The sequence below is a fragment of the Aeromonas sp. A04 genome (assembly GCF_047780465.1).
GTDB lineage: Bacteria > Pseudomonadota > Gammaproteobacteria > Enterobacterales > Aeromonadaceae > Aeromonas > Aeromonas bestiarum.
Window position 1 is genome coordinate 23,219 of sequence record NZ_JBLNHP010000009.1, and the last position, 21,311, is coordinate 44,529.

At 59.9% G+C, this 21,311-nt stretch carries 22 protein-coding genes and 1 tRNA gene; 7 read left to right on the plus strand and 16 right to left on the minus strand.

The genetic code is table 11. From position 1 onward, the window contains the following. Positions 1-27: 27 nt before the first annotated feature. Positions 28-1,191, minus strand: a complete 1,164-nt coding sequence (locus ACM3N8_RS19530; protein ID WP_043142070.1) for a multidrug effflux MFS transporter — start codon at positions 1,189-1,191, stop codon at positions 28-30. 236 nt (positions 1,192-1,427) lie between these two features. On the opposite strand from ACM3N8_RS19530, the gene ACM3N8_RS19535 reads away from it, so the two are divergent. Both ACM3N8_RS19535 and hemW read left to right on the plus strand, forming a co-directional pair. After that, on the plus strand, positions 1,428-2,024 hold the full coding sequence (locus ACM3N8_RS19535; protein WP_042872625.1) for an XTP/dITP diphosphatase: 597 nt from the start codon (positions 1,428-1,430) through the stop codon (positions 2,022-2,024). A gap of 83 nt (positions 2,025-2,107) precedes the next feature. Further along, a complete protein-coding gene (hemW, locus tag ACM3N8_RS19540) occupies positions 2,108-3,253 on the plus strand; it encodes a radical SAM family heme chaperone HemW (protein WP_290019315.1) in 1,146 nt (381 codons plus the stop codon). A gap of 117 nt (positions 3,254-3,370) precedes the next feature. On the opposite strand, the gene ACM3N8_RS19545 is transcribed toward hemW, so the two are convergent. From ACM3N8_RS19545 to zntR, 3 genes are all read right to left on the minus strand, one after another. Then, positions 3,371-3,589: an alternative ribosome-rescue factor A gene (locus tag ACM3N8_RS19545; RefSeq protein ID WP_043554937.1), complete on the minus strand. Its 219-nt coding sequence runs from the start codon at positions 3,587-3,589 to the stop codon at positions 3,371-3,373. 134 nt (positions 3,590-3,723) lie between these two features. Continuing rightward, positions 3,724-4,275 (minus strand): dihydrofolate reductase family protein, encoded by a 552-nt coding sequence (locus tag ACM3N8_RS19550; protein ID WP_416016524.1) that lies wholly within the window; start codon positions 4,273-4,275, stop codon positions 3,724-3,726. 4 nt (positions 4,276-4,279) lie between these two features. Then, positions 4,280-4,717 carry a Zn(2+)-responsive transcriptional regulator gene (zntR, locus tag ACM3N8_RS19555; protein WP_043142084.1) on the minus strand — a complete coding sequence of 146 codons (438 nt, stop codon included), beginning with the start codon at positions 4,715-4,717 and terminating at the stop codon, positions 4,280-4,282. Between the two features lie 420 nt (positions 4,718-5,137). Here zntR and purH point away from each other — a divergent pair, with 420 nt between their 5' ends. The 4 genes from purH (at position 5,138) to ACM3N8_RS19575 (ending at position 9,336) form a co-directional block, all read left to right on the plus strand. Beyond that, positions 5,138-6,730, plus strand: coding sequence for a bifunctional phosphoribosylaminoimidazolecarboxamide formyltransferase/IMP cyclohydrolase (gene purH / locus ACM3N8_RS19560; RefSeq protein WP_098980688.1), 1,593 nt, complete (start codon positions 5,138-5,140; stop codon positions 6,728-6,730). A 117-nt stretch (positions 6,731-6,847) separates the two neighbouring features. After that, positions 6,848-8,137, plus strand: coding sequence for a phosphoribosylamine--glycine ligase (gene purD, locus ACM3N8_RS19565; protein WP_290019311.1), 1,290 nt, complete (start codon positions 6,848-6,850; stop codon positions 8,135-8,137). Between the two features lie 280 nt (positions 8,138-8,417). Then, a complete protein-coding gene (locus ACM3N8_RS19570) occupies positions 8,418-8,792 on the plus strand; it encodes a cytochrome b562 (RefSeq protein WP_103472747.1) in 375 nt (124 codons plus the stop codon). Beyond that, positions 8,773-9,336, plus strand: coding sequence for a cytochrome b/b6 domain-containing protein (locus ACM3N8_RS19575; RefSeq protein WP_098980690.1), 564 nt, complete (start codon positions 8,773-8,775; stop codon positions 9,334-9,336). The genes ACM3N8_RS19570 and ACM3N8_RS19575 overlap by 20 nt, the downstream gene beginning before the upstream one ends. A gap of 137 nt (positions 9,337-9,473) precedes the next feature. Here the strand turns inward: ACM3N8_RS19575 and ACM3N8_RS19580 are convergent. The 5 genes from ACM3N8_RS19580 to rpsU all read right to left on the minus strand — a co-directional run bounded on the left by ACM3N8_RS19580 (position 9,474) and on the right by rpsU (position 14,375). Next, positions 9,474-9,550 (minus strand) — tRNA-Ile (locus tag ACM3N8_RS19580). 195 nt (positions 9,551-9,745) lie between these two features. Next, the gene (gene rpoD, locus ACM3N8_RS19585) at positions 9,746-11,641 is read right to left on the minus strand and encodes an RNA polymerase sigma factor RpoD (protein WP_290019324.1); all 1,896 of its coding nucleotides are present in this window, start codon (positions 11,639-11,641) and stop codon (positions 9,746-9,748) included. A gap of 183 nt (positions 11,642-11,824) precedes the next feature. Beyond that, the gene (dnaG, locus tag ACM3N8_RS19590; RefSeq protein ID WP_043142101.1) at positions 11,825-13,612 is read right to left on the minus strand and encodes a DNA primase; all 1,788 of its coding nucleotides are present in this window, start codon (positions 13,610-13,612) and stop codon (positions 11,825-11,827) included. Between the two features lie 88 nt (positions 13,613-13,700). Continuing rightward, positions 13,701-14,144 carry a GatB/YqeY domain-containing protein gene (locus ACM3N8_RS19595; protein WP_290019310.1) on the minus strand — a complete coding sequence of 148 codons (444 nt, stop codon included), beginning with the start codon at positions 14,142-14,144 and terminating at the stop codon, positions 13,701-13,703. Between the two features lie 15 nt (positions 14,145-14,159). After that, a complete protein-coding gene (gene rpsU, locus ACM3N8_RS19600) occupies positions 14,160-14,375 on the minus strand; it encodes a 30S ribosomal protein S21 (protein WP_005309452.1) in 216 nt (71 codons plus the stop codon). 179 nt (positions 14,376-14,554) lie between these two features. Here rpsU and tsaD point away from each other — a divergent pair, with 179 nt between their 5' ends. Next, on the plus strand, positions 14,555-15,568 hold the full coding sequence (tsaD, locus tag ACM3N8_RS19605; RefSeq protein ID WP_043142105.1) for a tRNA (adenosine(37)-N6)-threonylcarbamoyltransferase complex transferase subunit TsaD: 1,014 nt from the start codon (positions 14,555-14,557) through the stop codon (positions 15,566-15,568). A gap of 88 nt (positions 15,569-15,656) precedes the next feature. On the opposite strand, the gene rpoS is transcribed toward tsaD, so the two are convergent. From rpoS to ispF, 7 genes are read right to left on the minus strand one after another with little or no spacing between them, the layout of a single operon-like run. Further along, positions 15,657-16,640: an RNA polymerase sigma factor RpoS gene (rpoS, locus tag ACM3N8_RS19610; protein ID WP_042872653.1), complete on the minus strand. Its 984-nt coding sequence runs from the start codon at positions 16,638-16,640 to the stop codon at positions 15,657-15,659. Positions 16,641-16,687: 47 nt separating this feature from the next. Further along, positions 16,688-17,731 (minus strand): peptidoglycan DD-metalloendopeptidase family protein, encoded by a 1,044-nt coding sequence (locus ACM3N8_RS19615; RefSeq protein ID WP_241280531.1) that lies wholly within the window; start codon positions 17,729-17,731, stop codon positions 16,688-16,690. 9 nt (positions 17,732-17,740) lie between these two features. Then, positions 17,741-18,322, minus strand: coding sequence for a YqaA family protein (locus ACM3N8_RS19620; protein ID WP_181003708.1), 582 nt, complete (start codon positions 18,320-18,322; stop codon positions 17,741-17,743). Further along, positions 18,319-18,936, minus strand: coding sequence for a protein-L-isoaspartate(D-aspartate) O-methyltransferase (locus tag ACM3N8_RS19625; RefSeq protein ID WP_043142113.1), 618 nt, complete (start codon positions 18,934-18,936; stop codon positions 18,319-18,321). Before ACM3N8_RS19625 ends, ACM3N8_RS19620 begins: the two co-directional genes overlap by 4 nt. Before the next feature lie 4 nt (positions 18,937-18,940). After that, entirely contained in the window at positions 18,941-19,702 is a 762-nt protein-coding gene (gene surE / locus ACM3N8_RS19630) for a 5'/3'-nucleotidase SurE (RefSeq protein ID WP_042872659.1), read from the minus strand. Further along, positions 19,683-20,741 carry a tRNA pseudouridine(13) synthase TruD gene (gene truD, locus ACM3N8_RS19635; protein WP_290019309.1) on the minus strand — a complete coding sequence of 353 codons (1,059 nt, stop codon included), beginning with the start codon at positions 20,739-20,741 and terminating at the stop codon, positions 19,683-19,685. Before truD ends, surE begins: the two co-directional genes overlap by 20 nt. Further along, complete coding sequence (gene ispF, locus ACM3N8_RS19640; RefSeq protein ID WP_042872662.1) at positions 20,741-21,217, minus strand: 2-C-methyl-D-erythritol 2,4-cyclodiphosphate synthase; 477 nt, start codon at positions 21,215-21,217, stop codon at positions 20,741-20,743. Before ispF ends, truD begins: the two co-directional genes overlap by 1 nt. Positions 21,218-21,311: the final 94 nt, after the last annotated feature.

Below are 21,311 nucleotides of genomic sequence, written 5' to 3' on the forward strand. Positions count from 1 at the left end.
CTGAGTGTGCCCATCAGAGCACAGGATTTATTGCAAACACAAGCGCCGGCCCTGCCGGGTCAACAGCAGCAACAGCGGCGGCAACAGCAGCCACATGTGCAGCGCCAGCTGATTGAGCGGATCCGGCATCAACCAACCTGTGATCCCCACCAGGGCGCCAGAGCCGCTCATCTGGAACAGACCGAGCAGGGCCGCCGCCGTCCCGGCGCAGTGGCCGAAGGGGGCCAGTGCCATGCCGGCTGCCGCCCCCAGCACCATGGCAAAGCCGATGCTGGAGAAGAACACGGGCCCCATCATGGCCAGCGGATGCTCGACGTGCTGCACCAGGGTCAGTGCTATGGCCGACAGCGTGATCACCAGCAGGCCGATGCGCAGCGTGCGTCTCGGTCCCACTCTGGCGATGAAGCGGGGCGCCAGGAAGCAGGCCAGTATGTTCAGCGCCGCATTGGCGGTGAACCAGTAGCTGAAGCCGCTCATGTCCAGCCCCAGCTTCACCATCAGCTGCACCGGCGCAGCCGTGACATAGGCCAGGATCACCGCCATCGCCAACATGCAAAGAGAGGCGTTGAACAGAAAACTCGGGGAGCGCAGCACAGGGCTGTAGCGGGACCAGCTGATGAGCGGACCGCTGCTGCTGGTCTCGTCCGGGCGGGTCTCCGGCATTCGCCACAGCAGCCAGCTGCCGACGACGACCGCATAACCGGCCATGAACCAGAAGTTGGCAGACCAGCCCGCCTTGGCGGTGAGCCAGCCGCCGAGCAGCGGCGCCAGCGCAGGAATGAAGCAGATGGCGCCGTTCAGGTAGGAGATCATCTGGCCGCTCTTCTTGGGGCCATAGCTGTCACGCACCACAGAGAAGGCGGCGACCGAGGTGGCACAGGCACCGAAGCCTTGCAGCACCCGCGCCAGCATCAGCTCACCCAGGCTGGCGGCAAAACCGGCCGCCAGTGCGCTCAGGCCGTAGAGCAGCACGCCGCCCAGAGCGATGGGCTTGCGGCCATAACGGTCGGCGAGCGGCCCTACCAGCAGCTGACCCAGTCCCATGCTGAACAGGAACCAGGTGATGGTGCCCTGCATCAGGGTCACTTCGGCACCGAGCTGCTCGGCCATCTGCGGGATGGCGGGCAGGTAGATGTCGATGGCCAACGGACTGAACAGCACCAGCAGGACAAGCAGAAGAATCAATGGCATCAGTCACCTCAAGCCGTAAGGGAAAATCGATTGGGGCGCGAGTCTACTGACTCACAGTAATGAATTGAAATGGTATTTAATCACTTTGGTTATTCCTATATGGAAACATGTATCTTGTTCGCATCTCCACCGGGGTCACAGGAGTGGCAAGCCAGGGCGGTATTGAGGGCAATTGGCGCTTTTACTCAAGGCGTGCCCCGCATAGAATGCGCAGATTATTTTTGCGGAGGTGCTCGATGAACAAGCTTGTCCTGGCAACAGGTAACCAGAAAAAGGTGAAGGAATTGGCCGCCATGCTGGCCGATATGAAGATCCAGGTGATCCCACAGAGCGAGTTCGCTGTGCCTGATGCCGAAGAGACAGGCACTACCTTCGTCGAGAATGCCATCATCAAGGCCCGCCACGCCGCCCGCATCACGGGTCTGCCCGCCGTCGCCGACGATTCGGGTCTGGAAGTGGATCTGCTGCACGGTCGCCCCGGCGTCTACTCAGCCCGCTTCGCCGGCGAGCATGCCAGCGACAAGGACAACATCGACAAGCTGCTGGCCGAGCTCAAAGGCGCCCCCGATTACCTCAAGAGCGCCCGCTTCTGGTGCGTGCTGGTCTACATGCGCCACGCAGATGATCCCACCCCCATCATCTGCCAGGCGAGCTGGGAAGGGATGATCATCGACGAACCCCGCGGTCAGCACGGCTTTGGCTATGATCCCGTGTTCTTCGTGCCCGACCATGACTGCACCTCTGCCCAGATGCCGAGCGAGCTGAAAAACCAGCTCAGCCATCGCGGCCAGGCGCTGGCCAGACTGAAAGAGGCCCTGGCTGCGACTCACTGAGTCCGGACCATACGCCGGCACGCATTTCATCTACAATGGGGGGCCGTCAGCCCCCGTTTTTATGTTTGATTATTGGAAGCCCCATGCTGCAACTGCCGCCCCTCTCCCTCTATATCCATGTGCCCTGGTGCGTCCAGAAGTGCCCCTACTGCGACTTCAACTCCCATGCCCAGAAAGGGGAGCTGCCTCACCTCGAGTATGTGGCGGCCCTGCTGGAGGATCTGGAACAGGATCTGAAGTGGGCCCAGGGGCGTCCGCTCTCCTCCATCTTTATCGGTGGCGGCACCCCCAGCCTGTTGACGGTAGAGGCGATGCAAACCTTGCTGGATGGGGTGCGCGCCCGTATCGCGCTGACCCCGGATTGCGAGATCACCATGGAGGCCAACCCGGGCACGGTTGAGGCGGACAAATTCGCCGGCTTCCAGCGGGCTGGCATCAACCGCATCTCCATCGGGGTGCAGAGCTTCCAGCAAGAAAAACTGACCCGGCTCGGCCGCATCCACGGCCCCGAAGAGGCGCGCAAGGCCGCCGAACTGGCCCACGCCATCGCACTGCCCACCTTCAACCTGGATCTGATGCACGGCCTGCCGGATCAGAGCCTGGACGACGCCCTCTATGACCTGCAGCAGGCCATCGACTGCGCACCGCCGCACCTCTCCTGGTATCAGCTCACCATAGAGCCGAACACGGCCTTTGCCTCCAAGCCGCCCACCCTGCCGGAGGATGACACCCTGTGGGACATCTACGAGCAGGGCCACGCCATGCTCACCGCCCAGGGCTATCAGCAGTACGAAATCTCGGCCTATGCCAAGGCGGGCTATCAGTGCCGCCACAACCTCAACTACTGGCGCTTCGGCGATTATCTCGGGATCGGCTGCGGCGCCCACGGCAAGATGACGGATCTGGCCTCCGGCCAGATACTGCGCAGCGCCAAGGTGAAGCACCCGAAAGGCTATCTGGATCCCACCCGTCCTTATCTGGACAAGCAGTGGCAGGTGAGCGAGGACGAACTGCCGCTGGAGTACTTCATGAACCGGTTCAGGTTGTTCGAGCCGGCCCCCAAGGCGGAGTTCGAGGCTTACACCGGCCTAGGCCTGGAGCGGGTGGAGACCATGCTGGCGATTGCCCAGACCAAGGAGTTGATCGAGGATCTCGGCGACAGCTGGCAGCTGACGTCCCTCGGCCATCGCTATCTGAATGTGCTGCTCGAGCTCTTTATGGATGAATGAGCACCAGCTCACTGTCTTGCTGCAAGACCGGGATCTCGTTTTGCAGACAGAGAAAAACAATCGGGGCGCCATTGGCGCCCCGATTGTTTTTACTTCCTGCCTTCGGCAGAAACCCGCTCAGCAGCAGACGCTCATCATCTGCTGTTGGCCGGGCTCCCACCGCTTGCCGTGCTTGGCCTTGCGCTGATAACTGCCCTTGCCCTTCTTGCTGGGCTCAACCCTTGCCTGGAACAGGGGGGAGGTCACCAATGCCTTGAGGTGATTGTCCTGGATGACCCCGCGCTGATGATCGTGAGCGGGCTCTGTGGTGGCGATGGCCACCTTCTGCTTGGCCATATCGGCTCCTTTGCGATGGCTGACTCTAATAAGCGATTGTTCAACGCCTGGCCGAAGTGGATCCCCAGGTGGCGAAAAACGCGCCGATTGTGCGCCTCCCCGGAGCCGAGTGCAAGCGAGGGTGGCGCAAGGATTCAAGCGGTGGGCGGCAAGGATCCTGGCCGGTAGACGACCCGCACCAGACCGCTCGGCAGCAGAGTGCTGGAGACGGGGTTGAGGCCGCCGGGCAGGGCGCCCGTAAACAGCGGCACGCCGGCCCCCAGGGTGACCGGCACCCAGAACAGGGTCAGCTCGTCGACAAGCCCGGCTTGCAGGCCCTGGCGCACCAGATTGCCGCCGTCCAGATAGAGGTGGCCCGCCCCCTCCTGCCACAGCTCGCTCAGTACCTGTGCCAGGGCGCCTTGCCGGAAAGAGACGTTCACAGCCGGCTCGGCCGGCCTGTGGGTCAGCACTACCACCGGCTTGTCGCCGTAGGGCCACTCCGGGAAGGCGCGCACGACATCGAAGGTGTTGCGCCCCATCAGCAGTGCATCCACGCTCGCCATCAGGGCGTTGTAGCCGGTCTCCTCCGGCGAGTCACCGGAAAAGGGGGCCAGCCAGTCGAGACTGTCCCCCTCCCCGGCGATGAAGCCGTCGAGGGAGAGCGCCAGGAAGGCGGAGATCCGTGGGCGCTGCTTGGTGCTGATAGATTCAGTGCTCATGATCGTGATGCTCGTGGCGGGACGGGGCTCCGGACTCCAGGGTCTCTAGGATGGCACAGTGCTCCGCCGAGCGCGGGCCGCCACAGCAGATGTTGGAGAGCTCGCGCAGGTTCTCGCGAAAGCGGGTCAGCTCCATGATCTTCTGCTCCACCTGGGCCAGCTTGGTGTCGGCCACCGCCTTCACCTCCTGACAGGTGACTTTGGCCTTGTTGGTGTCCAGATCCAGCAGCTCACCTATGTCGGCAAGGGAGAAGCCCACCGACTTGGCACGTATGATGAACTCCAGTCGCCGCCTGTCCTGCTCGCCATAGAGGCGGTAACCGGACTCGTTGCGGATCCCGGGCGAGATGAGGCCGTTCTTCTCGTAAAAACGCAGGGTATCCGCCTTTACCCCGCACGCCTTGGCCAATTCCCCGATCCGATACATGCCCTCTCCCCCATTGGATTTGCCGTTCAAAAAACCGGAACCCACTATCGCCCCTTTGCCAATGGATTACCAGCCAGGGGCAGAAAACGGGCAAGCAAAAGGTGCCGCGGTCACTTTTTTCCATCAAAACACTGAAAAGACAAACGTTTCACAAAAAACCACCAGAAAACGTTTAACACCGCACCAGGCAAGGCTTTGTCACCTTAAAAAATCCACCACGGCTCACATTTTTTGTGTAGAATACGCGCCCACAAGAGAGCGTCGCGTCAAGCGGGCATTTCCTAAAACACGTTTGCCAACAGCAGGTCTTTTTGGCGAGAGTGGTTTGCGAAATCCCCCACTTCCATTTATTTGGGGACTCTCTGTGTTGAGCCTCGTCTCCCATGGAACGGTCCCCGTTATGCTGAGGACGATAGTGTGATGGAACAAGCTCGACCCATTCGCCGTGCACTGCTGAGTGTGTCTGACAAGACTGGCATCCTGGAATTTGCCAAGGCACTCAACGAACGTGGCGTGGCCTTGCTCTCCACCGGCGGCACCGCCAAGCTGCTCGCCGACGCGGGTCTGCCGGTGACCGAGGTCTCCGACTACACGGGTTTCCCCGAGATGATGGATGGCCGGGTCAAGACCCTGCATCCCAAGGTCCACGGCGGCATTCTCGGTCGTCGCGATCAAGATGACGCCATCATGGCCCAGCACGCTATCTCCCCCATCGACATGGTTGTCGTCAACCTCTACCCCTTCGCCGCGACCGTGGCCAAAGCGGGCTGCACCCTGGCCGATGCGGTCGAGAACATCGACATCGGCGGCCCGACCATGGTTCGCTCCGCCGCCAAGAACCACAAAGACGTGGCCATCGTCGTCAAGGCAGCCGACTACGCGCGCGTGATCGCCGAGATGGATGCCAACGGCAACAGCCTGCAGCTTGCTACCCGTTTTGACCTTGCCATCGCCGCCTTCGAGCACACAGCCGCCTATGACGGCATGATCGCCAACTACTTCGGCACCATGGTGCCTAGCTATGGTGACAACAAGGAAGGCGATGCCGAGTCCCGCTTCCCGCGCACCTTCAACAGCCAGTTCATCAAGAAGCAGGACATGCGCTACGGCGAAAACAGCCATCAGGCTGCCGCCTTCTATGCCGAAGAGCAGGCCGCACCGGGCTCAGTCGCAAGTAGCCAACAGCTGCAGGGCAAGGCGCTCTCCTACAACAACATCGCCGATACCGATGCGGCGCTGGAGTGTGTGAAGGAGTTCAACGAGCCGGCCTGCGTCATCGTCAAGCATGCCAACCCCTGTGGCGTGGCCATAGGTGACGACCTGCTGACGGCCTACGATCGCGCCTACCAGACCGATCCCACCTCCGCCTTTGGCGGCATCATAGCCTTCAACCGCGAACTGGATGGGGCCACCGCCGCCGCCATAGTCGCCCGCCAGTTCGTGGAAGTGATCATAGCTCCGAGCGTCAGCCAGGCAGCCCGTGACGCCGTTGCCAGCAAGCAGAACGTACGCCTGCTCGAATGCGGCCAGTGGACTGCGCCGGCCCAGGGCTTTGACCTCAAGCGGGTCAACGGCGGCCTGCTGGTGCAGGAGCGGGATCTTGGCATGGTGACCCAGGACGACCTGAAGGTGGTCAGCAAGCGCCAGCCGACCGAGGCCGAGCTGAAAGACCTGCTGTTCTGCTGGAAAGTGGCCAAGTTCGTCAAATCCAACGCCATCGTCTACGCCAAAGAGGGCCAGACCATAGGGGTCGGCGCCGGCCAGATGAGCCGGGTCTACTCCGCCAAGATCGCCGGCATCAAGGCCGAGGATGAAGGGCTGACGGTGGCGGGCTCCGTCATGGCCTCCGATGCCTTCTTCCCGTTCCGCGATGGCATAGATGCCGCCGCGGCCGCCGGCATCGCCTGCGTCATCCAGCCGGGTGGCTCGATGCGCGATCAGGAGGTGATCGACGCCGCCGACGAACACGGCATGACAATGGTGTTCACCAACATGCGCCATTTCCGTCACTGATGGGTCAGGGTCGCCGCTGGCGGCCCTTTTGTTGTCTCTTTTCCACTGACTATTTTCAACCGGCGACGCGCCATCTGCGGGCCGAGCCGGTTACCACGAATAGAAGCGAGCGATACGATGAAAGTACTGATCATTGGCAATGGCGGTCGTGAACACGCCCTGGCCTGGAAGGCCAAACACTCCCCACTGGTACACCACGTCTTCGTGGCACCGGGCAATGCGGGCACCCAGCTGGAGCCGGGCGTCGAGAACGTCGCCATCGAGGCGACCGACATCGAGGGGCTGCTGGCCTTCGCCAGGGAAAAACAGATAGGCCTCACCATAGTCGGGCCGGAAGCGCCGCTGGTGAAAGGGGTGGTCGATGCCTTCCGCGCCGCCGGTCAGCCCATCTTCGGCCCGACCGCCGCCGCCGCCCAGCTGGAAGGCTCCAAGGCCTTCACCAAGGATTTCCTGGCCCGTCACGCCATTCCGACCGCCGACTACCAGAACTTCACCGAGGTGGAGCCGGCACTGGCCTACCTGCGTGAGAAGGGCGCCCCCATCGTCATCAAGGCCGATGGTCTGGCGGCGGGTAAGGGCGTGATCGTCGCAATGACCCTCGCCGAGGCGGAGGAAGCGGTGCGCGACATGCTCTCCGGCAATGCGTTCGGGGAAGCGGGTGCCCGGGTGGTGATCGAAGAGTTTCTGGACGGGGAAGAGGCGAGCTTCATCGTCATGGTGGATGGCGAGCACGTGCTGCCCATGGCCACCAGTCAGGATCACAAGCGAGTCGGCGATGGCGACACAGGCCCCAACACAGGTGGCATGGGAGCTTATTCCCCGGCCCCCGTGGTGACGGCTGACGTGCACCAGAAGGTGATGGAGCAGGTGATCATGCCGACCGTGCGTGGCATGGCGGCCGAAGGCAATGTCTACACCGGCTTCCTCTACGCCGGCCTGATGATAGATGGCCAGGGCAACCCCAAGGTGATCGAGTTCAACTGCCGTTTCGGCGACCCGGAAACCCAGCCCATCATGCTGCGGATGCAATCCGATCTGGTGGAGCTCTGCTTGGCCGCCTGCGCAGGCGAGCTGGATAAGAAGGAGGCCATCTATGACCCCCGCGCCGCCATCGGCGTGGTGCTGGCAGCGGGTGGTTATCCTGGCGACTACAGCAGCAATCGCCCCATCAGCGGGCTGCCGGTGGATGAAGTGGCCGGCGAGAAGGTATTCCATGCCGGTACCCGGCTGGAAGGGGATACCAGCCTGACCCAGGGTGGCCGCGTACTGTGCGCCACCGCCCTCGGCCATACCGTCGCCGAAGCCCAGCAGCGGGCCTATCAGCTGGCGGCTCGCATCAAGTGGGACGGCCTCTTCTACCGCAAGGACATCGGCTGGCGTGCCATAGAACGCGAGCAGGAGCAGTAATTTCCACCTGTGACACACAGATTATCATCAGGGCCTGCGGGCCCTTTTTCACATGGTGCGACCGGCTGGATTTGTTAACGGCTCTCACCCTTGCCCCAGGGGGATCCCTCGCCATCTCCCTCACATTTTCCCCTCTGGCGTTACCATTTGTGACAAAAAACAGCAATTTTCACAAACAGTTCACGGTGGCTCATGGCATCATGCCTGACATGAACGCCAAATAAGGGTTCATAAGAAACCAATCTAAATTGATAAGCATGTCGTTAAATAAGGAAATCCCATGTTGAAAACTGTTCGCCCCCTGTTGCTGCCCCTGATGTTTGGCCTGATGACCCTGCCCGCCATGGCCGGCGAGCTGGAACAACCGATGAAGAAGATCGGCTTCAGCTACAAGCAGGCCGTCAAGGCCGGCGACGCAGCCTCCATGGAGAAACACATCAACGAGATGAAGGCTCAGCTCGACGTCGCCAAGCAGAAGAACATGCCTGCCGCCAAGAAAGAGAAGTTTCTGGAAGGCATGAACGAGGTGCAGACCGAGCTGGATGCCAGCCTGGCAGCCCTCAAGGCGGGTGACGAAGCCAAGGCGCGCGAGCACCTGGCCAAGGTCAATGACCTGAAGAAGGAGTACCACAAATATGCCAAGCAAAAAGGCTGAGCCCTTTCACTGGGATAGTCTGGTCCGCCTCACCCACTGGGGTGTGGCGGCCGCCTGTATCGGCAACCTCTGGCTCAACGAGGCCGGGGAAGAGTGGCACGAATGGCTGGGGTATGCCGCCATGGCACTGATCAGCCTGCGCCTGGTGTGGGGGCTCTCTTTCGCCAGGGGCCATGCCCGGCTGCGAGCCCTGATCCCGAGCCGGGCAGATTTTCGCCAGCAGGCCGTGGAGTTGCGTGAACGCACCCCGGCGACCCCAGGCCATCACGGCAGCGGCAAGCTGGCGGTATGGGCGCTCTGGCTGACCGTACTGGCCACCGCCGGTAGCGGCTGGTTCCAGAACACAGAGCTGGGTTTCGAACTGGGAGCCGACGACTGGCACCTCTGGTGTACCTGGGTGCTGCAAGGGCTGATCGCGTTGCACCTGACGGCCCTCGCATTCACCTCCTTGCGCCAGCGCAGCAATCTGGTGGTGCGCATGTTGCCTGCGGTGCGCGGCGCACGCCCGCAGCAAGCGCCGGCGCGTCAGGATCAGCACTCCTGACATGTCAGACAGACCCGCGCCTCGGGTCTGTCCCTTGTTGATTCACCATTGCCCTCTATGCCGCCGATCTGGATCTAGGTTGGTAAATAGCCAGAAACAAAAAGGCCGCTCATGATGAGCGGCCTTTTTACGGAATTTGGTGGCCCCTGCCCGACTTGAACGGGCGACCAATCGATTATGAGTCGACTGCTCTAACCAACTGAGCTAAGGGGCCAGATTGTTGGTTTTGCGGCGTGGATTATAGGGGATGTAGAGAAGCCAGTCTATAGGTAGATCAACCACTTGGCGACATTTTGTCCACTTTCCTGCCAATATTCCTGCCAACCCGCTCACGTCTCGTAAAGTCCGGATAAAACAAAGCCCCGCATGGCGGGGCTTTTGAGACGACGGCTCTGGCACATATCCGGGACTATTCGTCCAGGAAGCTGCGCAGCACTTCCGAGCGGCTCGGGTGGCGCAATTTGCGCAGTGCCTTGGCTTCGATCTGACGAATACGCTCACGGGTGACGTCGAACTGCTTGCCCACTTCCTCGAGAGTGTGGTCAGTGTTCATGTCGATACCAAAACGCATCCGCAGTACCTTGGCTTCGCGGGCGGTCAGACCGGCCAACACTTCGCGGGTCGCGTTGCGCAGGCTTTCGCTGGTCGCCGCATCAGCCGGCAGAGCGAGCGTGGTATCTTCGATGAAGTCGCCCAAGTGGGAGTCTTCATCATCACCGATGGGCGTCTCCATGGAGATGGGCTCCTTGGCAATCTTCAATACCTTGCGGATCTTGTCTTCCGGCATGCCCATGCGCATGGCCAGCTCTTCCGGGTTCGGTTCACGACCCATCTCCTGCAGCATCTGACGGGAGATACGGTTGAGCTTGTTGATGGTCTCGATCATGTGTACCGGGATACGGATGGTACGGGCCTGATCCGCGATGGAGCGGGTAATGGCCTGACGGATCCACCAGGTAGCGTAAGTCGAGAACTTGTAGCCACGACGGTATTCAAACTTGTCTACCGCCTTCATCAGACCTATGTTGCCCTCCTGGATCAGATCCAGGAATTGCAGACCGCGGTTGGTGTACTTCTTGGCGATAGAGATAACCAGACGCAGGTTGGCCTCGACCATCTCTTTCTTCGCACGGCGGGCCTTGGCCTCACCTATGCTCATGCGACGGTTGATATCCTTGATCTGGGCGATGGAGAGACCTGTCTCTTCTTCGATCTGCTGCAACTTGCCGATGGAACGCAGCACTTCTTCGTCCATCTCGACCAGACGCGGAGACCAGGCTTTGCCAGCCTGTTTCTGGTATTCAAACCAGGCAGTTTCACACTCGTTGTTGGTGAAGGCCGCGACGAAGGTTTTCTTCGGCATCTTGGCCTGCTCAACGCAGAGTTTCATGATGATGCGTTCCTGTACGCGGACCCGCTCCATCATCTCGCGCATGTTGTTGACCAGGCGATCAAACTGCTTGGGCATCAGGCGGAATTGACGGAACACATCGGCCAGCAGGGCAATCGCAGCCTGGGTATCTTCGTGCGCGCGGCCATTCTTCTGAATGGAGAGGCGCGTTACCTCATACTGGGCACGCAGCTCGCCAAACTTTTCGCGAGCGACTTCCGGATCCGGACCACCGTCACCGTCGTCGTCCGAGCTTTCGCCGTCTTCGTCTTCATCTTCGTCTTCATCTTCATCTTCGTCGGCCAGATCGTCTTCGCCGAGTTCAGAACCGATGTGAGTCGCGGTCGGCGCGACGTCATCGGTCTCGTTAGGATCGATGAAACCCGAGATGATGTCGGACAGACGAAGCTGTTCGGCTTCGTATTTATCATACTGCTCAAGCAGATAGGTAATCGCTTCCGGGTACTCGGCAACGGAGCTTTGTACCTGGTTGATACCGTCTTCGATCCGCTTGGCGATGTCGATTTCGCCTTCACGGGTCAGCAGTTCGACGGTACCCATTTCCCGCATGTACATGCGGACGGGATCGGTCGTACGACCAATCTCAGATTCAACAGATGCCAGTGCCTGGGCAGCTGCTTCGGCAGCGTCCTCATCGGCGGTACCACCTTCAGCCATGATAAGGTCATCGGCATCCGGGGCGTTTTCAACCACCTGAATACCCATATCGTTGATCATCTGGATGATGTCTTCGATCTGGTCAGAGTCGACAATGTCTTGCGGGAGGTGATCGTTCACCTCGGCATAGGTCAGGTAGCCCTGTTCTTTACCTTTGGCAACGAGGAGTTTAAGCTGAGACTGCGGGGTTTGCTCCATAGAACTCATCCGGTTGGTGTTGCTAGGTTGCGCGTACAGTGCGCTGCTGCGCAAATAGCCAATTCTAATAGAAAACCGCCAGACATGCTATGTCTGGTTGCGGCGTCGGTCATGAGAAACCCCTGCCCGCAGTATTGTCGGGGCCAGGCGGTTATAAAATTTTTGCTTTTAATCCCGTCGATTCGGGCAACGATATTCATATTGGGACTAATCACTCAAATATCAAGCCCCACTCTCATTTCTTTTCTCAATCTGTACCTCTCTGATCAGCATCATCAGCTCCTGCGTTTCCTCAGAGCTTAGCCCTTCCTGAGCCACCTTGGCCTGCAGTTCTTCAATTCGTTGCTTCAGAAACTGGTTGATGAAACCGACGAAGGTATCCTGCAGCTCTCCCAGAATATCCGGCTCCTGGTCGAGCTTGATCTCTTCAAACAAGTCGTGCATCGCCAGCTGGGCGAGGATCTCGCCCTCTTTGGTGCCGCGCCAGTGCTCCAGCAAGATGCCCGTGGTGATCCCGGGCTGCGCCAGGATCTGCTGATGCAGCTGCAACAGGAACTTGATTCCTTGTACCCGCAGCCCGGCCAGCTCAGGCATGGCTGGCAGTTCGGCCGTCACTGCCGGATATTGCACCATCAGGGCCAGTGCCCGACGCAGCGGCGTCAGCTTGGCGGCCTTGGGTTTGGTGAGTTCGGCCTTGGGTTGGCTATTGCGGGCGAACAGTTCGGCAATTCGCTGCTTGTTCTCACCCCAGCGCATCATGCTGGAGAGACGGGTGATCAGCCCCTCACGGGTAAACCCCTCCGGTACCCGGCGGATCAGTTCGGCAGCCTTGTTGGCCACCTCGAACTTGCCCGCCTCACCGGACAGTGCCGCATCCCGCCCCAGACGCTCGAACATGAAGTCGGCGAAAGGCTGTGCCTGATCAAGCAGGGCCTCGAAACCCTCCCTGCCAATCTGGCGGACCAGCGAATCGGGATCCTCACCATCGGGCAGGAATACGAACTTGAGTTCACGCCCATCCTGCAGATGAGAGAGGGCATTATCCAGCGCCCGCCAGGCCGCCTCACGGCCGGCCTTGTCGCCGTCATAGCAGCAGACCACCTCAGCCGTGGTACGAAACAGGGTGTGAATATGGTCAGTGGTGGTGGCAGTACCCAGTGCAGCCACCGCATAATCGATGTCGTACTGACCGAGCGCCACCACGTCCATGTAGCCCTCCACCACCAGGATCCTGCGAGGATCCTTGTGTGCCTGCTTCACCTCGTAGAGGCCGAACAGCTCCCGTCCCTTGTGGAAGATGGGGGTTTCCGGCGAGTTGAGGTACTTGGGCGTCCCCTCTCCCAGCACCCGGCCACCGAAACCTATGACCCGGCCTCGCTTGTCCCGGATAGGGAACATGATGCGATCGCGAAAGCGATCATAGCTGCCGGGGCCACTGTCACGCGTGATCAGCATGCCACCCGAGATGAGCAGCTGCTCGTGATCCCGGCTGGCACCAAAGCGGCGTCTCACCTGATCCCAGTCTGCAGGGGCATAACCGATATTGAAACGCTTGACCACTTCACCAGTCAGACCGCGCCCCTTCAAGTATTCCACCGCCTGGGGTGCACTCTTGAGATTGCTCTCGTAGAAGCGTGCGATCTGGTTCATCAGCTCATAGAGATCCTTGCTGACGGCCGGTTGGCTATTGGTCGAGCCGCCAATGCTCTGCTCGCGAGGCACCTGCATGCCCTGCATGCTGGCGAGCTCTTCGATGGCATCGGGGAATTCGAGACCGTCGTACTCCATGACAAAGCCGATGGCATTGCCGTGGGCGCCACAACCGAAGCAGTGATAGAACTGTTTCTCCTGGCTGACGGTAAAAGAAGGACTTTTTTCGTTATGAAAAGGGCAGCAAGCCTGGTAGTTCTTACCGGCTTTTTTCAGCCGCACTCGCGAGTCGATCAGCTCGACTATGTCTGTGCGTACGAGCAGATCATCGATAAAGGATTGTGGGATCCTGCCTGCCATAACCGTCCTGTTTCACTGCGTAGAAAATAAAAAAGCCGCGCATTCCCAGGGAAGCACGGCTTCTTCGACCAAACAAGAGAGTTGCCTGTTACGCCAAGCGGGTTTTCACCTGAGCACTGACGGCGCCGACATCGGCACGCCCCTGAATTTTCGGCTTCAAGACAGCCATGACCTTGCCCATATCAGCCATGACGGCAGCACCACTTTCAGCGATGGCTTGCTCAATCAGTGCGGCAATTTCGTCTGCGGTCAGCTGTTGTGGCAGGAATTCCTGCAGCACAACGATCTCTGCGGACTCTTTGTCGGCGAGATCCTGGCGACCGGCAGCTTCAAATTGGCTGATGGAATCGCGGCGCTGTTTGACCATTTTGGTCACGACAGCGAGGATATCCTCATCCTTGAGCTCGATACGGGAATCAACTTCACGTTGCTTGATTTCTGCCATCAACAAACGGATCGCCCCCAAGCGAGCCTTATCTCTGGCAAGCATGGCGAGTTTTTGTTGATCCTTGAGTTGATCCTTCAGAGACACGGCATTATCTCCCGATTAGTACAGGCGGATACGACGTGCGTTTTCGCGAGACAGCTTCTTGGCGTGACGCTTTACAGCAGACGCTTTGGCGCGCTTACGAATGGTAGTCGGCTTCTCGTAGAACTCACGGCTACGAACTTCAGACAGGATACCGGCCTTTTCGCAAGAACGCTTGAAGCGACGCAGAGCAACGTCAAACGGCTCATTTTCACGGACTTTGATTACTGGCATGTGCCTTTCACCTCAGTGATATATTGTTAGCTGACCATCAGTCGATCAGCATGTCTTAAAATGGTGCGAAATTATACTCTGGACAGGGAATGAAAGTAAACCCGCAGAGATCGCTCTGGTTTAAAAAACCCGCGAAGGTTACCATAGCCGTCTCATTTTAGCAGTGAAATTTTTTAGCAATGCGTGTATTGGGCATAGAGACATCCTGTGACGAAACCGGGATCGCGATCTTCGACGATCAAAAAGGGATCCTTTCCCATCAGTTATACAGCCAGGTCAAGCTACATGCGGACTACGGTGGCGTCGTCCCCGAGCTCGCCAGCCGGGATCATGTTCGCAAGACGATCCCCTTGATCCAGGCCGCATTGCAAGAGGCGGGACTGGATAAAGATGACATAGACGGCATCGCCTATACCGCGGGTCCAGGGCTGGTTGGCGCCATTCTGGTAGGGGCCACCATAGGCCGCTCGCTGGCAATGGCGTGGAACAAACCGGCCATCGCCGTGCATCATATGGAAGGCCACCTGCTGGCTCCCATGCTGGAAGAGAGAGCACCCGAGTTCCCCTTCGTGGCGCTGCTGGTCTCCGGCGGTCACTCCATGCTGGTGCGGGTCGACGGTATCGGCAGCTATCAGCTGCTGGGCGAGTCGATCGATGATGCCGCCGGTGAGGCGTTTGACAAGACCGCCAAGCTGATGGGGCTGGACTACCCGGGTGGCCCCCTGCTCTCCCGGCTGGCCGAGAAAGGCGCTAGCGGCCGCTTCCACTTTCCCCGCCCCATGACCGACAGGCCCGGACTCGACATGAGTTTCTCCGGCCTCAAGACCTTTGCTGCCAACACCATTGCCGCCAACGGCGACGATGAGCAGACCCGCGCCGATATCGCCCGCGCCTTCGAAGATGCAGTGGTCGATACCCTGGCCATCAAGTGCCGCCGTGCCTTGAAGGAGACCGGCCTCACGCGGCTGGTGGTCGCCGGTGGTGTCAGCGCCAACCGTCACCTGCGTGCCCAGCTGGCCGAGCTGATGGAGAGCCTCAAAGGCGAGGTGTTCTATCCTCGCACCGAATATTGCACCGATAACGGTGCCATGATCGCCTATGCGGGCATGCAGCGCCTCAAAGCCGGTGTATTCGAGCCGCTGGCGGTCAAGGCGGTGCCGCGCTGGCCGCTGGACACCCTGGATCCGGTGTGATCCTGCGGATCCGGTTGCAATGAAAAAGGGGCTCATGGCCCCTTTTTTGTTGTTGTCAGCCGCGCCAATGCGGCCTGATTGGTACTCGCTAATTGGTACGAAACAGCGCCTCGATGGAGAGTCCCTGCCCCAGCAGGATCTCCCGCAGGCGGCGCAGTCCTTCCACCTGGATCTGGCGTACCCGCTCCCGGGTCAAGCCGATCTCGGACCCCACATCTTCCAGCGTGGCCGGTTCATAACCGAGCAGACCGAAACGACGCGCCAGCACCTCGCGCTGCTTGGGATTAAGCTCCTCCAGCCAGTGCACTATGCTGGCACGCATGTCGTCATCCTGCGACTCCAGCTCGGGCCCCATGCCACGTTCGTCAGAGAGCACATCCAGCAGCGCCTTGTCACGATCGCCGCCGATGGGGGTATCCACAGAGGTGATCTTCTCGTTGAGCTTGAGCATGCGATTCACGTCGTCTACCGAGCGATCCAGCGCAAAGGCGATGTCTTCTGCGGTCGGTTCATGATCGAGGCGATGAGAGAGCTCACGAGCGGTACGCAGATAGACGTTCAGCTCCTTGACCACATGGATGGGCAGACGGATGGTGCGAGTCTGGTTCATGATGGCCCGCTCTATGGTCTGGCGGATCCACCAGGTGGCATAGGTCGAGAAACGGAAGCCGCGTTCCGGGTCAAATTTCTCTACCGCACGGATGAGACCGAGGTTGCCCTCTTCGATGAGATCCAGCAGCACCAGGCCGCGGTTGTTGTAGCGACGGGCGATCTTGACCACCAGTCGCAGATTGGACTCAATCATGCGCTTGCGGGCGGCTTTATCGCCTCGCAAGGCACGACGAGCGTAATAAACTTCTTCTTCGGCGGTGAGCAGGGGGGAGAAACCTATCTCCCCCAGATAGAGCTGGGTGGCATCCATCACCTTGTTCAGTTCCGGTGCCATCAGTTCGTCGGAAATAGTCTCTTCGACCTCGGCCGCTACTTCCCGAACCTCTTCCTCCTCGTGGGTCTCCAGCTCCTCGTCGAACTCTAACTCTGCATCCTGCATAACCAGTTGTTCTTGGCTCATGGCGTGTCTCCCTGACCTGAACCAGAGTAAGACTTAACTCTCTGGGGTTAACGCTTTGGCAAATGGCTCATCGGGTTTATCGATTTGCCTCGATACCGGATTTCAAAGTGCAATCGCACATCCGGTGCGTCCGTGCTACCCATGTTGGCAATGACTGCTCCGCCCTTGACGCTGTCCCCTTCCCTGACCCGCAACTCATCGTTGTGAGCGTAGGCAGAGAGGTAGTCATCATCATGCTTGAGGATGATCAGCTTGCCATAACCCCTTAGTGCGCTACCCGCATAGACGACTTTGCCGCCACTCGCTGCGTAGACGGGTTGTCCCTTCTGACCAGCGATATCTATGCCCTTGTTTCCCTGTTCTGCAACGGAGAAACCCTCGACGATCCGGCCTTGTGTCGGCCAGTGCCAAGAAAGTCTCGACTGAGGCTTATTGTCTGTTTTTTGTTCTTTGATCTGAGCGTATTCTTTTGAAGATGGCTGAGCAATCGTTTTCTGTTTGATAAATGGGGTGGTCGTACCTGATGGCGCTGTCGCCAGAGGTTTGGGGCCGGTACTTTGTGGCGTGACCGGACGAGTCGCGGCAACCATCTGGCTGTCTCCCGTGCTGGCAGACTGTACATTCAGCACCTGGCCAACGTGGAGTGCATAGGGAGCCTGCAGACTGTTGCTCTGTGCCAGCGTCTGATTCGACATGCCAAACTGACGGCCTATGCTGCTCAGGGTATCACCGCGCCGTACCTGGTAGGTGCCGGCACTGCGGGCAACAGTCTGACTGCCAGCGGATGAATCGAACCGGATCTGTTGCCCTGGATAGATGTTATAGGGAGGGCTGATGCCGTTGAGGCTGGCCAGAGACGGCACATCATTGCCCGAGTTGAAGGCGATGGAGTAGAGGGTATCCCCTTTTTTCACCGTGTAGCTGTTGCCCTGAATGGCCGGCTGAGCCGACCCCTGACGAGTCGGTACGGTAGAGACGAGGCGATCATTGCCCAATCCCTGTACCGGAGCAGCAGTCTTGCTGGAAGAGCAAGCGAGCAGCAGCCATGACAACACGACGATACTGCTTCCTTGCCAAACACGCGAACGCATAGTGGATCCTTAACGACTAAACCAGAAATAGGCCACAACGGCCAAACCAATACAGAGCCAGCCCAGCACATCCACATAGTGCATCAGCTTGCGCTCCATCTTCTCACCGCCCCAGCGCATCAGGCCTGCCACCAGGAAAAAACGCATGCCACGACCGATCAACGAGGTCACGATGAAGGGCAACAGCGCCATTTGCAGCAGGCCTGCCGTGACGGTAAACACCTTGTAGGGGATCGGCGTGAAGCTGGCAATAAAAATCACCCAGATGCCCCACTGCTCGAACCACTGCCGGGCCAGGCTAATTTTTTCTTCATATCCCACCGAGGCAACCAACGGCTGCACCACGGGCTCCCACAGGGCATAGCCGAGTGCATAGCCAAACAACGCCCCCAATACGGAGAAGGTTGTCGCCAACCCGGCGTAGTGCCACGCCTTGTGCGGCCTGGCCAGCGCCATGGGCGCCAGCATGACGTCCACCGGGATCGGCCAGAACACCGACTCGACAAAGGCGGTGATCGCCAGATAATAAGGGGCGTACCTGTGGCGGGCCCACTGCATCACCAGCACGTACAGACGAGAAAACAAGGTCACTCAACATCTCCGTCGATCAGGGGAACAAACCGCACCGGCTCCAGGATCTTGCTGGTCAGCTGGGAGCCGGATCGCTCGATCAGCTGCAGCGTCTGCTGGCTGTCCCCCACCGGCAGTACCAGACGGCCGCCATCGGCCAGTTGATCGGTAAGGGCTGTGGGCACCTCGCTGGCCGCCGCCGTCACCAGGATCGCATCAAACGGCCCCTTGTTGGGCCAGCCCAACCAGCCGTTGCCATGCTTGGCGGAGACATTGTGCAGATCGAGCTGCCGCAGCCGGCGTCTGGCCTGGAACTGCAGCGACTTGATCCGCTCCACCGTGTAGACATGCTCCACCAGGTGAGCCAGCACCGCCGTCTGATAACCGGAGCCGGTGCCGATCTCCAGCACGTGGGCCGGATCATTCTGGATCAGCAACTCTGTCATCCGCGCCACCATATAAGGCTGGGAGATGGTCTGACCGTGGCCTATGGGCAACGCCGTGTTGTCCCAGGCCTTGTGGGCCATGGCTTCATCCACAAACAGCTGACGCGGCACTTTCGCAATCGCCGCGAGTACGCGGAAATCACGAATGTCCTGTGCGATCAGCTGGTTTAACAGGCGCTGTACTATCACACCTTCATCCCTGCAGGTCTAACCAAGCCCCCAGACCCGCCAGACTGCTGTAGGCAGTCATATCGATGGTCAGGGGGGTGATCGAGACGTAGCCCTGCTCGATGGCGGCGAAATCCGTGCCTTCTCCCGCATCCTGCTGGCTGCCGGGGGGGCCGATCCAGTAGATGGGCTGACCACGGGGATCCTCGCTGCAGATCACAGATTCCGCCCGATGGCGGTTGCCAAGGCGAGTCACCCTGATCCCCTTGATCTGATCGAGGGGCAGGTCCGGCACGTTGACGTTGAGGATCTGATCGGCAGGCAGCGGGTGCACCATCATGCCCTTCACCAGCAGGGCCGCATAGTGGGCCGCGCTGGCGAAATGGGTCTTGCCTACCAGCGAGATGGCCAGCGAGGGAAAGCCGAGGTGACGCCCTTCGGTAGCCGCCGCGACCGTGCCCGAGTAGATGACATCATCCCCCAGGTTGGCACCGTGGTTGATGCCAGCCACCACCATGTCGGGTTCAGGGCGCACCAGTTCGTTGACCGCCAGATGCACGCAGTCGGTCGGCGTCCCCTTCACCGCATAGCTCTCTATCCCATTAAAACCGGTTTCGCTGAGACGGGTAACCCGCAACGGCACCTCCAGCGTCAGGGAGTGACTCGCGCCGCTGCGGTTGCGATCCGGCGCCACCACTATGACTTCGCCACAGGCCGTCAGCGCAGCGCTGAGGGCTCTGATCCCCTCGGCATGCACGCCATCGTCATTACTGACCAGAATTCGCATCGGACTGATTCCTGAAACCATGATCGGCCTCTTCGGCCTGCATTAATTCGCGTACCACGCTGGTGGCAAAGGCACCGGCCGGCAGGAAGAACGACAGGGTCAAGGCCTCGCCGTCCAGCTGCCAGCTCATCTGTTCCGGCTTGAGCAGGAGCGGGCGGCGGTCCTGATCCAGCCCGGCCTTCTCCAGACCTGCGCACCATTCGGGGTAAGCGGCCAGCACTCCCTGCTCGAAATCGGCCGCCGCCCCCTGGCTCGCCAGCCGGCCACGGCCCCACTGGGGAGCAGTCAGCTGCACGTCACCGGAGGCGAGACGCGCCTCCAGCTCCGGGGTCAGCAGCTCTTCGCTGAAGATGGAGTGGCTGCCCTTGAGCATCAGACAATCACCGGCCAGCAGCTGGTGAGCCAGCCCCTGCTCGATACGGGCGCTGACGATGGCATTGAACAGCATGCTGCGGGCGGCGGAGAGGTAGAGGGAGCGTTTGTTGCGATCATTGATCCGCTTGCCGGCAAACATCGCCTTGGCCGCTTCCAGATTGTTGCCACCCCGGCCAAAACGCTGCTCGCCGTAGTAGTTCGGCACCCCCTGACTGGCGATGGCCTGCAGGCGGGACGCCAGTCCCTCGGTCTTTTCCAGCCCGGTCAGACGCAGGGTGAAGTGGTTGCCCTTGAGATAGCCAACCCGCAGCTTCTTGTTGTGGCGCTTCACCTGCAGGATCTGGATGCTGTCACTCTCGATCACCGAAAGGTTCGGCTCTGCCTTACCCGGCAGGTGAATGCCGAACCACTGCTCGGTCACGGCGTGGCGATCCTTGAGGCCAGCCCAGGTCACAGCGTTGCGATTGACCCCGGCCGCATCGGCCAGCAGGCCCGCCACCCAGGCGGTGTTCTCGCCGGTTTTGCGCACCCGCACGAAAATGTGTTCGCCCTCGCCGCAGGGCTCGAAGCCGAGATCCTCAACCACCACGAAATCACTGGCCTCGGCCTTGAGGATGCCACGGGCGGCGGGCGCTCCGTGCAGATAACTGAGTTGTTCCAACATTATTGTTTCACCAGTAAGACGACGGCTTCGGTGGCGATCCCTTCCTTGCGCCCCGTAAACCCGAGTTGTTCTGTGGTAGTCGCCTTGACATTCACCCGGTTCAAATCACACATCAGGTCGGCGGCCAGCACGGCGCACATGGCGTCGATATGGGGCGCCATCTTGGGGGCCTGGGCTATGATGGTCACGTCCAGATTGCCGATGGCATAACCCGCCTTTTTTACTCGGGCAAACACGTCCCGCAGCAGGATCCGGCTGTCGATCCCCTTGAATTGCGCGGCGGTATCGGGAAAGTGGCGGCCTATGTCACCGGCGCCTATGGCGCCAAGCAGGGCATCGCTCACCGCGTGCAGTACCACATCGCCGTCGGAATGGGCCAGCAGGCCCTGTTCATACGGCACGGCGACGCCACCCAGCATGCAGGGGCCAACCCCACCAAATTTGTGTACATCAAAACCATGTCCAATTCGTATCACGCCTGACATCCTCCAAACACGCAGGAAACTTCTCCGCCTAAACCTTGTTCACCTCAAGATCGGCCTGACATCCTCCAAACAGGCAGGAGACTCA